The sequence below is a fragment of the Marinobacter arenosus genome, assembly GCF_019264345.1.
In the GTDB taxonomy this organism is placed as follows: Bacteria; Pseudomonadota; Gammaproteobacteria; order Pseudomonadales; family Oleiphilaceae; genus Marinobacter; species Marinobacter arenosus.
Map to the genome: position 1 here is coordinate 108,102 of NZ_JAHVAO010000002.1, position 14,999 is coordinate 123,100.

The 14,999-nt window shown below is 51.5% G+C and carries 14 protein-coding genes and 2 tRNA genes; 5 read left to right on the forward strand and 11 right to left on the reverse strand.

Translation table 11 applies throughout. The annotated features are described in order from the left end of the window. Positions 1-163: 163 nt before the first annotated feature. On the forward strand, positions 164-643 hold the full coding sequence (locus tag KXD86_RS14885) for a hypothetical protein (protein ID WP_218636945.1): 480 nt from the start codon (positions 164-166) through the stop codon (positions 641-643). A gap of 510 nt (positions 644-1,153) precedes the next feature. Further along, positions 1,154-2,263, forward strand: a complete 1,110-nt coding sequence (locus tag KXD86_RS14890; RefSeq protein WP_218636946.1) for a hypothetical protein — start codon at positions 1,154-1,156, stop codon at positions 2,261-2,263. 150 nt (positions 2,264-2,413) lie between these two features. On the opposite strand, the gene KXD86_RS14895 is transcribed toward KXD86_RS14890, so the two are convergent. After that, on the reverse strand, positions 2,414-4,588 hold the full coding sequence (locus KXD86_RS14895) for an AAA family ATPase (protein ID WP_218636947.1): 2,175 nt from the start codon (positions 4,586-4,588) through the stop codon (positions 2,414-2,416). Positions 4,589-4,759: 171 nt separating this feature from the next. Between KXD86_RS14895 and KXD86_RS18905 the strand changes: the two genes are divergently transcribed. The 3 genes from KXD86_RS18905 to KXD86_RS14905 all read left to right on the forward strand — a co-directional run bounded on the left by KXD86_RS18905 (position 4,760) and on the right by KXD86_RS14905 (position 7,031). Continuing rightward, positions 4,760-5,059: a hypothetical protein gene (locus tag KXD86_RS18905; RefSeq protein ID WP_228739608.1), complete on the forward strand. Its 300-nt coding sequence runs from the start codon at positions 4,760-4,762 to the stop codon at positions 5,057-5,059. A gap of 227 nt (positions 5,060-5,286) precedes the next feature. After that, positions 5,287-6,021 (forward strand): phage replication initiation factor, encoded by a 735-nt coding sequence (locus tag KXD86_RS18910; RefSeq protein ID WP_512699706.1) that lies wholly within the window; start codon positions 5,287-5,289, stop codon positions 6,019-6,021. Continuing rightward, positions 6,018-7,031 carry a phage integrase gene (locus KXD86_RS14905; protein WP_218636948.1) on the forward strand — a complete coding sequence of 338 codons (1,014 nt, stop codon included), beginning with the start codon at positions 6,018-6,020 and terminating at the stop codon, positions 7,029-7,031. The genes KXD86_RS18910 and KXD86_RS14905 overlap by 4 nt, the downstream gene beginning before the upstream one ends. On the opposite strand, the gene KXD86_RS14910 is transcribed toward KXD86_RS14905, so the two are convergent. The 10 genes from KXD86_RS14910 to KXD86_RS14955 form a co-directional block, all read right to left on the reverse strand. Further along, complete coding sequence (locus tag KXD86_RS14910; RefSeq protein ID WP_218636949.1) at positions 7,005-7,442, reverse strand: hypothetical protein; 438 nt, start codon at positions 7,440-7,442, stop codon at positions 7,005-7,007. The genes KXD86_RS14905 and KXD86_RS14910 overlap by 27 nt on opposite strands. Before the next feature lie 228 nt (positions 7,443-7,670). Next, positions 7,671-7,747 (reverse strand) — tRNA-Met (locus tag KXD86_RS14915). A 92-nt stretch (positions 7,748-7,839) separates the two neighbouring features. Then, positions 7,840-8,931 carry a redox-regulated ATPase YchF gene (ychF, locus tag KXD86_RS14920; protein ID WP_218636950.1) on the reverse strand — a complete coding sequence of 364 codons (1,092 nt, stop codon included), beginning with the start codon at positions 8,929-8,931 and terminating at the stop codon, positions 7,840-7,842. An 84-nt stretch (positions 8,932-9,015) separates the two neighbouring features. Continuing rightward, the gene (gene pth / locus KXD86_RS14925; RefSeq protein ID WP_218636951.1) at positions 9,016-9,606 is read right to left on the reverse strand and encodes an aminoacyl-tRNA hydrolase; all 591 of its coding nucleotides are present in this window, start codon (positions 9,604-9,606) and stop codon (positions 9,016-9,018) included. A 21-nt stretch (positions 9,607-9,627) separates the two neighbouring features. Beyond that, complete coding sequence (locus KXD86_RS14930; protein ID WP_218636952.1) at positions 9,628-10,278, reverse strand: 50S ribosomal protein L25/general stress protein Ctc; 651 nt, start codon at positions 10,276-10,278, stop codon at positions 9,628-9,630. A 166-nt stretch (positions 10,279-10,444) separates the two neighbouring features. Continuing rightward, positions 10,445-11,395 carry a ribose-phosphate diphosphokinase gene (locus KXD86_RS14935; protein WP_218636953.1) on the reverse strand — a complete coding sequence of 317 codons (951 nt, stop codon included), beginning with the start codon at positions 11,393-11,395 and terminating at the stop codon, positions 10,445-10,447. A 52-nt stretch (positions 11,396-11,447) separates the two neighbouring features. Next, positions 11,448-11,522, reverse strand: a tRNA-Gln gene (locus tag KXD86_RS14940). A 19-nt stretch (positions 11,523-11,541) separates the two neighbouring features. Continuing rightward, positions 11,542-12,429: a 4-(cytidine 5'-diphospho)-2-C-methyl-D-erythritol kinase gene (ispE, locus tag KXD86_RS14945; RefSeq protein WP_218636954.1), complete on the reverse strand. Its 888-nt coding sequence runs from the start codon at positions 12,427-12,429 to the stop codon at positions 11,542-11,544. Further along, positions 12,402-13,043 carry a lipoprotein insertase outer membrane protein LolB gene (gene lolB / locus KXD86_RS14950; protein WP_218636955.1) on the reverse strand — a complete coding sequence of 214 codons (642 nt, stop codon included), beginning with the start codon at positions 13,041-13,043 and terminating at the stop codon, positions 12,402-12,404. The genes ispE and lolB overlap by 28 nt, the downstream gene beginning before the upstream one ends. Further along, a complete protein-coding gene (locus tag KXD86_RS14955; RefSeq protein ID WP_218636956.1) occupies positions 13,043-14,788 on the reverse strand; it encodes a tetratricopeptide repeat protein in 1,746 nt (581 codons plus the stop codon). Before KXD86_RS14955 ends, lolB begins: the two co-directional genes overlap by 1 nt. Between the last annotated feature and the right edge of the window lie 211 nt (positions 14,789-14,999).

Genomic DNA, 14,999 nt, shown 5'->3' on the forward strand with positions numbered 1-14,999 from the left:
TTGAACAGAGTTGACTGCGTTTGAATACTTCAACAATGAAGCTGTTTGGTTGTCGCCGTTGCAAAATACAATGTCAAAATCCGGTTATACAGATCCAGGACTCGAGGCTTGGTGAACCCTAGTCAAGCTTTGGTGGTTTGCTCAGGGAAGGATTAAAACGAAAATGGACACTAAAAGTATTCTTTTCGAAACACTGAAATATACAGCCATAACTCCAATCTTGATGTTGGGAGGCTGTGCTTCCATAAATTTCGACTCAAACGATACTACCGGTTTAGTTTACTACGAACCTAAGCCTTATCTTTTCTACTCTCAAACGACAAGCTGCGTGAGCTCAGTCACAGCGGTTACCTTACCCGGCAAGAAAAAGGTAATGAGTTTTGGGTGGGGGATCGGTTCCTCAGATTTATCCGCAAACTTTTCAAACGGAGTAATAACTGCTGTTGGTCAAACAAACGATTCAAAACTTTCCGAAACCTTAACGTCCATAGCCGCCGTTGCCGGGGTTATGACGGCCGAAGGCGAGGCCGAATGCCAGCCGGTATCTCTACTGTTTCCGATTGACGACAAAGGCCTCCTTAACTCGGAGAAACCTATCAACTTACTCATTTGGGAGAAAAGGTTAGAAGATAAAACCGAGTGATCAGCGGAGTGCTCTGTTTATAGCTGGTAGAAGGTTACGACTATGGAAACTGACATTGACCTGCTCCGCTCTGGCTTAACCGTTTCCAGCTTAGTAATGATCATCAAAGCGGAGGATGATGAACATGAAGAGGCGATTTTCAGAAGTCCATCCCGCCCCAATAGATGGCTTCGGACGGAGGGACTTCAAGGTTCAGCGAAGAATAATGCTCTGAAAGCCACTGAACGCGCCGGCGGGACGCAGACTTTGCCGATAGTATTCTCAGTTATCCAGTTGTAACTGGAATTTCGATTCACAAATAAAAAAGCTAACTGTTTAATTTTGTACGCAATTATTGTCCTTGGCGTTTTGCAGTCCCAACGGGTTATGACTAACTATAATTTTGGATGTTGATTTTTGATGGTGTGCTATCGACCGGACGCGCTCTAGCAGAGGTCTCTCGAGCGGAAGCGTTAGGCAACACCATTAGTGAAAACTCCATATGTTAAACGTGATCAAATAGGAAATACAATGAGCGACGCCACGATTGACGAAATAAGAAATGGGATCATACTTCGAACTCAGTCAAGAACAGCATTATACCAATATGTAGATCCAGGGCTAGCCGATGAAATTGAGACGCTTTTTATTGGAGAGGTCGCAAACGCGATAGCAACATTATACGTTGGATACAAGCTAGGCGATGAGATCGAAGACGTAGGCTCCGCAATAGCTCGGACCATTGATGCGGTGGGAGATATTGCTAGGTCTATTGCAAAAGTAATAGATAAGTTGGCGGATATCATAGATGCAATAGATAAAGCAATAGAGGCTATCAGTCGACATATTGATTCGGCATTTATGAATCAACACATAAGCGATATGAAGTCGCGCAGCCTCTTGCTGCAAGACATAATTGTACGCCTTGACAGCTTGCCGCCTGAGAGTTCGGACCCGAGAGTGGCGCAGTTGCTCGCTCGGCTACAACTCAATACAGATGAATTATATACAGCAATTATTCGATACACGAACCAAGAGCCAATAGGACCGAGTCCTGCGACTTTTATAGGCTGCGCTCCTGCTATTGCTATGTGGGTACAGACTTATACTCTATTAGAACGGTATAAAAAAGCTGAAGACAGAGTTCCTCCTTGGGATTTAGCTTCTCAAAAAGAAATATTTAGATTTGTAAACGATTTCTTTGACGATTATATAGCTGAAAATGCAAGAGTTAAGCTCGAGCTGGAAAATGATTATTTATTGCCAACGCTTGGAACAGTTGTGGAGTTTAATGGCAGAAAGTTTGTTGCCTCTGATATATCGCGCCAAAGCTCGTATCCAGATAATGAGCGGTATTATTCTCTTTTCTCTAAAGACTCGTTTAATTATTTTGATGTTTTCTCTACCAAATATCGCGGTTCCATTGGTGGAAATCCGATTCCTGATTTAACCTGGGGGCCATTAACAGAGAACAACTACGATAAATTTCCTGAACCGCAGGTCGTATTGGAAGCACTAAGGTGGCAACAAGAAGCATTGCCTAAAGTGCAATTGAGAAATCGATTTTTGCATGAAACAAATTCCTTTCATCTTCAAAAAGAAGAAGCTTTAAAAGCATTGAGTCCTCAAGATGATTGGTAATAACTTCTGCCTAAATATCGTAAGTAATGAACATTGCCAAGTTGAAAGCAGTTAAGTTAGAGAGGCGCAGGTTACGCAGTTAAAAATAGGAATATAAAAAAGATCAGTGGGGCAAGGGAACTGATGACACCCTTACCCCCCCCCAACCCTTTAAGCGGAAATCTTAGCTGTCATTATATCGTAATGGTCTTTATAGCCTTGAGTATAAAATACTAACCTAAGACCTTCCTTAAAGTCAGTATAATTGAATTCTTTGAAGTCAAATATGTTCTGGCCTAGAGAATGAGACTCGCGATTTATATATCTACAGAAGGCTTGAAATCTAGTACTTTGAAGTTCTGGCTTTTGAGTTATGACGCTTAAGTCAGACTTTTCTACGAAATTGAAGAAATACTCAATTATGTTTCGCATGCAGTTTGCTATTAGTGCTGGTGGTTGGTTTGGATCGTTTATTACTGACCAGTATGCATGATAATCATTCTGTATTTCTTCATATTTCATTTTTTTTATAGAGGTTCCTGTCGCGTTCTTGCTTAACCGTAAAAGGTTTTGTTTTTTGTCGCGATTATCTTTCTTTGTCTCTGTTAAATCGTAGAAGAAATAAAGACTGTGTGTTAATACTATGACTTGCTCGTATAGTTGTGAGTAGAAGAAGTCCCGCTTCAACATTTGCGCTACATTAAATACATATATGTGTGACAGGCTTGATACAGGGTCGTCAATTATTATTGATTTTTTTGTTGTTGTATCATTGGGCGATGCTTTTCCTTTGCATAGTTCGCAGAAATATAGAAAAGTTATTACTGTCTTTTCGCCTTCACTTAAACTTGTAAAGTCAGCGTCAGATTGATTGTCTCTTACTATTTTGTATAGCGTGTCGGAGTGTTTTACTATTTTGAAATCAGTTATCCCTAGCTGTTCAAGGTTTTGGTTTATGTTGTTTATGGCGTCGTCAATATTGACGGTTTGACTTTGTGCTTTTGATAGATCTGAGTTGGTGGTTTGAATTTCGGATTTCTTTAAAAGGATTGATTGATTTATTCCCTTAATTTTTGTGCTAATTTCCGATTCCTTCGATTTGTAGAATGAAATTGTTTGGTCATAGGTCCATCTCATCAAGTCCCAGAACTCATCCTTCAGTTTTCTAACTTCATCTTTTTTGTTGTCAATTTTTTTGTTGTGCTCTGATATTTCAGAGTTTATGTCAGATATTGAATGGTTTAAGTCTTCAATTGCCTCAGCAGTTGAGTTGAGCTCTACTCTTTGGCTTGGTGAGTTAATTTTTTCTTTTATTTTTTCTATGTTGGCCGTAAATATATCTACCGCATGATTGTACTTTAAATATATCTCTTCAATATGTTTGTCTATGAAAGGGTTTTTTTCTATTTCTTCAAAGCTTTTGAGTGAGTTCAGGCTTTTCTCGTAGGAGGTAAGCTTCTGCCTCATGGAGTCTAAGGCTCCGTCGAACGACTCATCGAAGTAATCTTTGATATTTTCTAATAGGGGCTTTGTAATGGTTTTCTGCTGACAAAACGGACAACTCTGATCATCCTCGGACTCCAAGTTCAAAAAGTCTAAACCCTTTCTTACCCAGTCGGAGTTATTTAGATGATCTATTAATTTTGAAACCGTACTATCGTTGTTGCCTACTATGGCTTCTTTGAAGATTTCATCTTTTTCGATTTGGTAGTGGTTGAAGGAGAAGGGGGGCAGAGTTTGATATTTTTTAGCTGAACTATCACTAAGGGTTTGGAAATCGTGTCTTATTTTTTCAATGCTTTTCGTCGGTTTTTCTGACGGCATTACCTTTTCTGATAGATAATTAAATAGAGTTTCTTTGTTTCCTTTTTTGCCTTCGAGAAAGCTGTCTAGTGTTCGATTTTTTGTCGAATTTTCTTGCTTTATCTCCCAGGTCTTATCGCTCGCTTTAGATTTCTCGTTATCCAGCGATTGGCGTTCAGTTTGTAAATTAGATTCTAGTTGGCGTAACTGATCTGTTTTTTCGTTGAGGTCTTTAGTGAGATTCTCGATCTTAGTTTCAGCTTCTTTGTTTTCTTTTGATAGGCTGAAAACGCCGCTTATTTTTTCTGCTTCATAAAAATTGTCATTTATGAAGTTTTGGTTATAGACGAGTTTTTTTGTTTCTGGAGCTATGGATAATTTGCAATGTCGGTATACGGGGGAATGGGGTGAGTATAAAAAATTTGAGATTGTGCTTTTTCCAGTTCCGTTCAGCCCATATATAAGAGTAACTTGTTTATTGGTGTCAATAACCGTAGCTTGCTTGTAACTGGCGACACGGTCCATCGTGATGTTGGTTATCATGCTTAGGAGCTCCGAATTATCGTTTTTCAAATGATGATTGATTTTTGTATTGCTGTATTTTTTAAAATTTTTAGCTTTGATCTTCAGCAAGAGCTAGCGTGAATATCACTGTAACACGTCTGATAGATACCGAGTAATCGGTTCAATAATGGACAGAAAGGAACACTTCACATGATTCACGATTTTGAACGCTTTAAAGTCCAGACTTGGGAAATCGGTAAAGGAGATCTGTTCATTGGTCCCGATGGTCATCAGATCGATTTAAGCCGAGTAAACGTTCTCTGGACCGGTGTGGATACCGTTCGGCAATTGTTTGAGGGTCGACTAAAGCCGGAAGTCCTGGCTGAAATAACCACCGCCTACGAAGAAAGCTTTGAAGCGTCGTTCGAGATTCGAAACGTCTTGTTCCGTGTCCAGTCAGGTCGTAGCGGGGGGTTAAGTACATCCTCCAGAACCGCGAGTACGGTCTGACCAATCTGGTTCAGAGCTTCTACGCCGAAGCCGACACTTAGGGAACCCACGTCAAAATCGAAACGTCCCCGCGCTGGCTCTATGAACGCTCCAGTCAGCAAGTCCACGACGAATTGGCCGAGTGGGGAATGCATTTCCTGAAGGCGATTAACCCCGTCGGCACTGCGTTGCATCTGGCGGTGGATTTTTAGGGGTGGGGACCACCGGAAGACTTTGCGCAACACTTTGTGACCAGGGCAAAGACGGTCACCGTCCACAGCGGAATGAGAGACTTCCACTTTCAGGGCTTACAAGGGACCACTATCAATGGTCGCGGTGAAACCTACACCTTTGGCAAGGCTAACAGGTTGCAGGTGTGTCTGTACGACAAGTCAAAGGAGATCGACGTGAGCGACAAGCGCGCATTCATGGAGGGCATCTGGGAAAGCGCAGTCAATGAAGACGCCTTCCCGGATACCTGCTACGACTCGGACAAGTCGGTCTGGCGGTTGGAAATCCGCTTTCATCACAGAATCGTCAACGAGATCTCCCAGGGCACACCCAACATGAAGCCCATTTATACCTTCATGGATGCCGTACCGCATCTAACTGGTTTGTGGAAATACGCTCTTCAGGGCAACCGCTACGAGGCTAAGAGGGACTGGGTACACCCCATCTGGACGAAACTTCGGGATGACATCGGCTTCGGGTATTCGGCCCCTGATCTGCTCTACAAACGCGTAAAAAAGGAGCCTGGTTGCGGCAACGAGAAGAACGTCTCCCTCGCCTTCGGCAATCTCCTGAGCATTTATGCCCGCAACCGTTTTAACACCCGTCAGGCTTGGGATTGCCTCAAGAAAAGCGGCCTCTGGGAAGACTTGTGCAGCTACTATCGGCGTCGGGAGATCTATGAGAACGAACTGTTCCCGCTTGTTCAGGACGGGCTCATCAAACGACGACTGCTGACTAAGGTGGCCGCGTGATTTCAAAAAACGAACATGGCTGGAAGGTGGACTTCTATCCGGAGGGTAGGGAAGGTCCGAGAGTACGCAAACAGGGCTTCAAAACCCGATTGGATGCACTTCAGTTTGTTCGTGACTATGGGCGTAAAAATCGGGTCCCATCGGAACGACTCAAAGATCTGGTTAAGAAGTGGTACGACTATCACGGCCATATGCTGAAGGACGCGAAGTACCGTCTGTCGAGGACAAACGCTATCTGCGATCGGCTTGGGAACCCCGGAGTAAAGGATTTCACCGCGACTGACTGGATGGAATACCGTGCCCTACGAATGCAGGAAGTTACGCCAAGAACCTGTAACCACGAGCAGCGATACCTTTCGGCTGTGTTTGCTGAGATGGTGAGAATCGGGCACCTCAAAGCTAACCCGATCGGGCCGGTTCGTCAGGTGAGGGTCAAAGAACGGGAAATGTCCTTTCTTACTATCGACCAGTGCAACCAGCTCCTGGAGGAATGCAGGCAAAGCTCGAATGAGTTTGTCTGGTCTGTAGCAATGATCTGTCTGGCGACGGGCGCAAGGTGGATAGAGGCGGAAACTCTGACGAACTCCGGGTTTCTCTCAGGGAAAGTCATCTTTCGGGATACGAAAAACGGAAAGAGCGGGGCGGTTCCGATTGATCCGAAGATCCAGGAGCAAATTCTTGAAAATGCCTTGCCGGGTCCAGGACGTTTATTTGGTCCATGCCGATCAGCGTTTCGCGCTGCCTACAAGCGATGTGGATACTCAACACCGCAACAGTTCACTGACATCCTCCGGCATACCTTCGCTAGCCACTACTTGATGAACGGAGGGGACATTCTTACGCTCCAGAGGATTCTAGGGCATGGCAACATTGCTATGACTATGAAGTACGTGCATTTGTCTCCTGATCACCTAGAGTCTGCGGTCAGGTTGTCTCCTATTTCCCGTGTAGTCATGACGGAAGGCTCGGTGGGTATCAATGATTTAAAGCGCGAGCCTGGACAGAGGTAGGGCTATTCCTAGGCAGCTTGCGATCCAGTAGAAGAAAAAAATGATGGACGCAATCGTGAACGTGGTTGCCGCTCTCCAGATTAGGTTTCTTAAACCTTGACCATTCTCGATTTTTTTTAGCTGCTCGTGCTGATCGTTGTGAACTGCGATTAATTGTTTGTAGGTGTTTGCTGCAGCTAATAGCTCGTTATAGTTCCCTCTAGATAGAATCTGTCTTACTTCATGCTTAGCTTGCTCTTTTGTCATTCCTTTGTTGCCATGCTTTAGATCAAAGGTTCTATTTATGGCTTCGTCGATATTTTTTTGGATAGAGCTTTTGAAGTCTGAATCGGGACCGAATCCTGGAGGCCACTTTACTTTGTCCCGCTCGCCATCAACTCGATCAAGAACATCCCTGCTGCTAGCTTTCATTGAGTACCTCGGGCTTTTTGGAGTGTCTACGATAGGTTGCCAAAACTATACGGCTAAAACTGTAGCTGAAAAAACGAGAACATTTAGGAGAGTTATAGGACGTGGGCTTTTGTGTTATCGGTTCGAGGCACGTAGGTCGGCGCAAAGACTTGGTCTCCCACGCTGTAGTCAATTTGTAGTCAACCAACGAAAAAAGGGTTACAGCGTGAACTGTAACCCTTTGGAATCTGGTAGCAAGGGGCGGAGTCGAACCGCCGACCCCAGCATTATGAGTGCTGTGCTCTAACCAACTGAGCTACCTTGCCATTTCGCTTTGGGCTTCGCCCCAAACGAGGCGCGTATTTTCAGTATTTGGGCCCATGCTGTCAAGGCTTCGGGCCTATTTTTTCCTGAAAAGTTAGACGTTGAAACGGAAGTGGATAACGTCGCCGTCCTTGACGATGTAGTCTTTGCCTTCCAGGCGCCATTTCCCTGCATCCTTGGCGCCGGCTTCGCCGTTGTACTGGACGTAGTCGTCGTAGCTGACCACTTCTGCCCGAATGAAGCCGCGCTCGAAGTCGGTGTGGATCACGCCCGCCGCCTGAGGTGCCGTGGCACCGATTTTTACGGTCCAGGCGCGCACTTCCTTCACGCCAGCGGTAAAGTAGGTCTGCAGGCCCAGGAGGCCGTAGCCGGCACGAATCACGCGGTCCAGGCCGGGCTCTTCCATGCCCATTTCATCCAGGAACATGGCTTTCTCGTCGTCTTCCAGCTCGGAAATCTCGGCCTCCAGCTTGTTGCAGATCGGCACCACCACGGCGTTCTCCGATTCGGCGATTTCCCTGACCTTGTCGAGATGCGGGTTGTTCTCGAAACCGTCCTCGTTCACGTTCGCGATGTACATGGTGGGCTTGACGGTCAGCAGGCACAGTTCGCGCACCAGGGCCATCTGGTCTTTGTCCAGGTTCATGCTGCGCACCGGCTTGCCTTCGTTCAGGACGGGCAGCAGCTTCTCGAACATGTCGAGCTGGGCCTTGGCGTCCTTGTCGCCGCTCTTGGCGACGCGCTGAACGCGTTTGATCGCTTTCTCGACGGTGTCGAGATCGGCCAGGGCCAGTTCGGTGTTGATGACGTCGATGTCCGAGGCGGGGTCGACCTTGTTGGCCACGTGGATCACGTTGCCGTCTTCAAAGCAGCGTACAACGTGGGCGATGGCGTCGGTCTGGCGGATGTTGGCCAGGAACTGGTTGCCGAGACCTTCGCCCTTCGAGGCTCCAGCAACGAGGCCTGCTATGTCCACGAATTCCATGGTGGTGGGCACCACGCGCTCGGGCTTTACGATCTCGGCCAGCTTGGTCAGGCGAGGGTCGGGCATGGCCACCACACCGGCGTTCGGCTCGATCGTGCAAAACGGGAAGTTTTCCGCGCCGATGCCGGATTTGGTCAGTGCGTTGAACAGGGTGGATTTGCCGACGTTGGGAAGGCCGACGATGCCGCAGTTAAATCCCATGGAATGCCTCTGCTGGTACTGAAAAAATGGTGGGCGGATTATACCGGTGTCAGCCGGTGGGTGCGAGTAAGGGGAAATGCCCCCTCAGGGCGCGGGCTTGAAGCTGTGCAGGCGGTTCATGGCCGCGGCCAGTTTGCCGCTGGCGGCATCCGGCAATACCCGCATGACTTCGTCGAATACCGCGGTGAGGTCCTCTGTTTCTTTCTTGCCGAGTCGGCCCAGAACAAAACCCGTGACCTTGCGGCTGTCGCCGGGATGGCCGATGCCCAGGCGCAGGCGCTGAAAATCGTTGGTGCCCAGGTGGGCAATGGTGTCCCTGAGACCGTTGTGACCACCGTGGCCGCCGCCTTTTTTGAGTTTGGCAGTGCCGGGAGGCAGGTCGAGTTCGTCGTGGGCAACCAGGATCTGTTCGGGAGAAATCTTGAAGAAGTCCGCCAGAGCCTTGATGGACAGGCCACTGCGGTTCATGAACGTGGAGGGATTCAGCAGGTGCAGGTCAAGGCCGTGCAGCTGAATGCGGGCGTAGAGCCCATGGTACTTCTTTTCGGGGCGGAGCGTCTGGCCCGCATGGCGGGCCAGCGCTTCGACGAACAGGGCGCCGGCGTTATGGCGGGTATTTTCGTAGTCAGGCCCCGGATTTCCCAGGCCGACCACCATGACAATATCCTGTGCCATTCGCCGTTGCCCCCGGAGTGCTTACTCCTTCTCTTCGCCGCCTTCTTCGCCTGCTTCACCTTCTTCCGCTTCGTCGTCAGCCTTGGCGCCACGCGGTTTGTGGATAGCAACAACCGGCAGGTCGTGGTCTTCGCCCTGCAGCAGGGCAGCAACACGAACGCCTTCCGGAAGTTTCAGGTCACTCAGGTGAACAACCTGGTCCATTTCAACGGAAGTCATGTCGACCTCGATGAACTCGGGCAGGTTCTGCGGCAGACAGATCACTTCCACTTCGTTGATCTGGTGGTTGGCAACACCACCGTGCAGCTTGATCGCCGGAGCGGTGTCTTCGTTGATGAAGTGCAGCGGTACGTTAACGTGGATCTCGTGATCCTTGTCGACGCGCAGGAAGTCAGCGTGCGTCAGGATAGGCTTGTACGGGTGACGCTGCAGATCCTTCAGGATCACGCTTTCTTTCTTGCCGTTCAGTTCAACGGTCAGAACGTGAGAGAAGAATGCTTCGTTTTCCAGGGCTTTCTTCAGTTCGTTGTGCCAGATGGAAATCGGAGTTGCATCCTTGTTGCCACCGTAGATGATGGCCGGGATTTTCCGTTCCTCACGACGCAGGCGGCGGCTCGCACCTCTCCCCTGATCGTCACGAGGAAATGCTTCGATAACAAATTCCTGAGACATGGTAGTAACCTCAATCGTCACCTGAACTGCCCGCGACCAGGCGTTGGATCAGGTGATGTTTCTGAAAAGCCGGATTTTTCCGACTGACTAAAAGAGTCGGGAGCCTGATTAGGCTCCCGACCCGGTAACTGCTTGTTTTGCCTGAAAACTAGCGCGTTAAATTCGCTCAGGCATTGTCGAACATGGCGCTGATCGATTCTTCGTTGCTGACGCGGCGAATGGACTCCGCGAGCAGACCGGCCATTCCGAGGACGCGGATTCTATCACAATTCTTCGCTTTGTCACTCACCGGAATGGTGTCGCAGACCACCAGTTCATCCAGTTGTGACTCGTTGATGTTGTCGATCGCCGGACCGGAAAGCACCGGGTGGGTGATGTACGCCACCACGCGGGCCGCGCCATGCTCTTTCAGGGCGTTGGCTGCCTTGCACAGGGTGCCGGCGGTATCGATGATGTCGTCGACCAGGATGCAGGTCTTGTCTTTCACGTCACCGATGATGTGCATGACCTGGGAGACATTGGCCTTCGGTCGGCGCTTGTCGATGATGGCCAGGTCCGCATCGTCCAGCTTCTTGGCCACGGCCCGGGCGCGGACAACGCCGCCCACGTCGGGGGATACCACGATGAAGTTTTCGAAGCGCTGCTTTTCAATGTCTTCGAGCATGACCGGGGTGGCATAGATGTTGTCCACCGGAATGTCGAAGAAGCCCTGGATCTGGTCTGCGTGCAGGTCGACCGTGAGGACCCGATCCACGCCGATGCTGGAGATCATGTCGGCAACGACCTTGGCGCTGATGGCGACGCGGGTTGATCGTACCCGGCGATCCTGGCGCGCGTATCCATAGTAGGGGATAACGGCGGTGACTCGTGTTGCGGATGCACGGCGAAGTGCGTCAGCCATCACGATCAGTTCCATCAGGTTGTCGTTGGTGGGGTAGCAGGTCGGCTGGATGATGAACACATCATGGCCGCGAACATTCTCATTGATCTCAACGGTGGTCTCACCGTCGCTGAAGCGGCCTACAGTGGCCTGACCCATGGGAATGTGGAGTTTCTGCGCGATAGCTTTGGCAAGCTCGGGGTTGGCATTGCCAGCGAAAATCATCAGTTTGGACACGACGGCATCCTTCTCAGTATCGGCGTTTGATTCAGAAGAAGCGGGAGAAAGGTGGCTGGGGTGGCAGGATTCGAACCTGCGCATGACGGGATCAAAACCCGTTGCCTTACCACTTGGCGACACCCCAGTATCGTGCTTTTTTGGCATCATTTCAGCTCTGTTAGCTTTTTGTGTAGAGGTGAACTGTTCACCCCTTTAGCTACGAACCCCGTGACGCCGGAGGGTTTGCTTTCCCAGATAATCCGGGCTGCGGATTCTGTCGGGAAACGTCCAAATATGCAAGCCCCGGTTCCGGTTAATCTTGCAGGTCCGAATTGTGCAAGCCATTCCAGGCTTCGGTTAACCTCAGGATACAGTTTTCGAACTACATCCTCACAGTCGTTTCGGTACCTCGAGGCGTCTCCCTCAAAAGCGGGCGCTATTTTGATTCTCGGGGTGTTCCTTGTCAACCCTTCCTCGGAAAAAATCTTGCCAGTATTGATGTTGCAGGATGGCTTCAAAATGACGAACCAGTCTTCCGGCGGACTGGCTGGCGTCAGCTTTTCCCCCACGCCTTCACCGAACGCGGCGTGGCCCCGCACGAAAACGGGAACGTCCGCGCCAAGGGTCAGTCCGAGTTCGGCGAGGTCGTCCAGCGGGACGTGCAGTTGCCACAGGTGGTTCAGGGCCAGCAATGTGGTGGCGGCATTGGAGCTGCCTCCGCCGAGGCCTCCGCCCATCGGTAGGCGCTTGTTGATGCCAATACTGACGCCCGGAAGCGGGCCAGGCGCCCGTGCGGCCAGGGCCTTTGCTGCCCGGACAATCAGGTTCTCGTCGTCCGGCACGTCGGGGACGGGGTCGGTCAGGCGAATGCCGGGACGCTCGGGTGTCAGGGTGAAGGAGAGTTCGTCGCCGAAGTCGAGGAACTGAAACAGGGTTTGCAGTTCGTGGTAGCCGTCGGGCCGGCGACCAACGATGTGGAGAAAGAGGTTCAGCTTGGCCGGTGACGGCAGGGTGATGCTGGCGGTCACTGGTCTGCCTCGTGCCGGTTCCATTCACTGACCACCAGGCGAACCCGCTTGTCGTCCTTCAGGGCGGTGATTTTTGCGGGCAGTTCGGGGTGGTCCGGCAAGAACTGCTGCCATCGGTCATAGCGGATTTCCCAGCCGGCCTGTCGAATCATGGCAAGCTGACTGCGTTCATCAAACAGCAACCGGAAATCGTCGCCCGGCGCGGGCAGGCCCCGTATCCACCAGACCAGGTGGTTCAGGGGCAATTGCCATCCGGTAGCCGCTTCCACCAGGGCTTCGGGTTCACCGGACCGGTAGGTGTCGCCACTGGGCAGGGTCAGCTCGATGAAGCCGGGCACGCCTTTCAGGGTGGTGCTGCCCATGCCCAGAAACGAGGACGAAAGGGCCAGGTCGTAGGCTTCGCCGTCCTGAATCCAGTGATTGATTAAAGCCGTGCCGCTGTCAGAGGGCTGGCGCACGGCCAGCTTGCCCATCAGCCGCCAGTGGTCGAACCGGGTAAGTTGTTGGCTCCGCTCAGCCCAGCTTGCGGGCGGCTGGTCGGTCATGCCCTCGGGCAGGGGCTCCAGTTGGATGGTGGTGCAGGCGCCCAGCAAGGCCAGTAATGGCAGGGTCAACCAGACGCGGAACCGCACAGCCATCAAAGATCACCGTTGTCGGTCAGTCGTTGGATGGTCTCGCGAAGGACATCGTGGTCGGCGTCCTGTTCCAGGCCCTCTCTCCAGATGATTCGGGCCTGTTCTTCCGCCCCGCTCATCCACAGGGCCTCGCCGTAGTGGGCAGCCACTTCGGGGTCCGGGTAAGCGGACCAGGCGCGGGCCAGGTAATCGAGTGCAGGCTCAAGCTGGCCCTCCTGAAACAGGACCCAGCCCATACTGTCGAGAATGGCGGGGTTATCCGGGTCCAGGGCGAGCGCGCGCTCGATGTAGCCGCGAGCTTCTCCCAGTCGGTCGGTCCGTGTGGTCAGGATGTACCCCAGGGCATTGAGCGCCACCGCGTTGCCGGGATCCTCGTCGATGATCCGTTTGAGGTCCTCCTCGGCGCGTGCCGGCTTGTCCAGGGAGTCCAGTAACATGGCCCGGGCGTAGCGGATCTGGATGTTGTCGGGATATTCCGCCAGCGCCTCGGTGGCCGTTTCCAGGGCAGCCTGTTCCTGGCCCTGGTCGAGCAGCAGGTTTACTTCCAGTAGCCAGAAGTTCTCGGCCTGCTCGGGGTTGGCGTCCTTGAGGTTGCGGATGTTGGTGACCGCCTCATCCAGCCTGCCATTCTCTGCGAGCAGGGCGCTTGTCCGGGCCAGAGCCGGAAAGTAGTAGTTGCCCTGGGTCACGCCCATGTAGTACCCAACCGCCTGCTCGGTGTTACCGGCTTCGTCCTCAATGCGCCCGAGGTAGTAGTTGGCCTCGTTGGTGTGCTGGCCCTGCTCGATGAGTTGAGTCAGTTCTCGCCTGGCCAGGTCGGTCTGACCATTTTCCAGTGCCACCAACGCGTGGGACAGTCTCAGGCCGGGGTTGGTCGGGTATTGCTGGGCCAGACGACTGAATTCGTCCTGAGCGGCCTGAAGCTCTCCCTCGCCAATCAGCATCCGTCCATAAAGCGTCCCCATCTGACGGTTTTCCGGGAAGCGGCGGGTGTTGACCATCAGGTAGTCGAGCGCTTCTTTTTTGGCGTCAGCCTCATACAGCAGGTCGCCCTTGAGGATGATGGCTGGCTGGAAGTTGGGGTGGGCCTCAAGCAGCGTATCGAGCCGGTCCAGGGCCTGTCCCGGATCGCCGTTCACTTTCAGGAGCAGGGCAATGCTGTACTCCAGTTCGGGGGAGTAGGTGTGCCGCTCCGCCAACTCCTTATAAAGCGTGAGCAACTCCTGCTGATCTTCCGGCGGCAGGTTGCCGGCCATGGCGGCGAGGCTGTCGAAGTCGGCGTCGCCACCCTGATCCATGATCTTTTCCATGTGGCCCAGGGCAACGTCCAGTTCGTTCCTTTTTACGGCCTGGATAGCGGATACCCGGAGCGCCTGGAGATTGTCCGGATCGACTTCGAGCCAGAGATCGGCGAGCTGTTTCTGGGCATTATCTCCGTTCAGGGACTGGGCAATCCGCATGGCGCGTTCGATAACGCCCGGATCCCGGGATTTCTGGGCGGCTTTCAGGTAGTTGACCAGAGTGACATCAAAGCGTCCGCGCTGGGCGGCTATCTCTCCGGATAAAAGGAGGTACAGAACGTCCGGCTCGAAGTCAGCGTACTGGATGCTGTCTTCACTGGCCGCTTTAGCCTTCGTGGGGGCGGGCTTTTCGGGCTCGGGTGCTTCCTTGGTGCCCGTGAAACCGGCACAGCCTGCCAGCGAGAGGCCAATCAGGCAGCTAACCAAAAACGGTAAGGATTTGTGCATGCAACTTCCCGTGAATCTGTCGACAACGCATCAGAAATAATCGCCAATCAGCCGCATTCGTTGAGCTGGATCGGGTCTCGGCTTCGGCCGGTTCCCTATAATGGCATAAGCGTCTGATCTTGCCCAACCTGTCCGCACTTGCCGAAGCGCTGAGGCATTTGGGTGGCAGCGGAGGGCGCTGGCCGTTAAAATAGCGGCAATTAACCCCTTT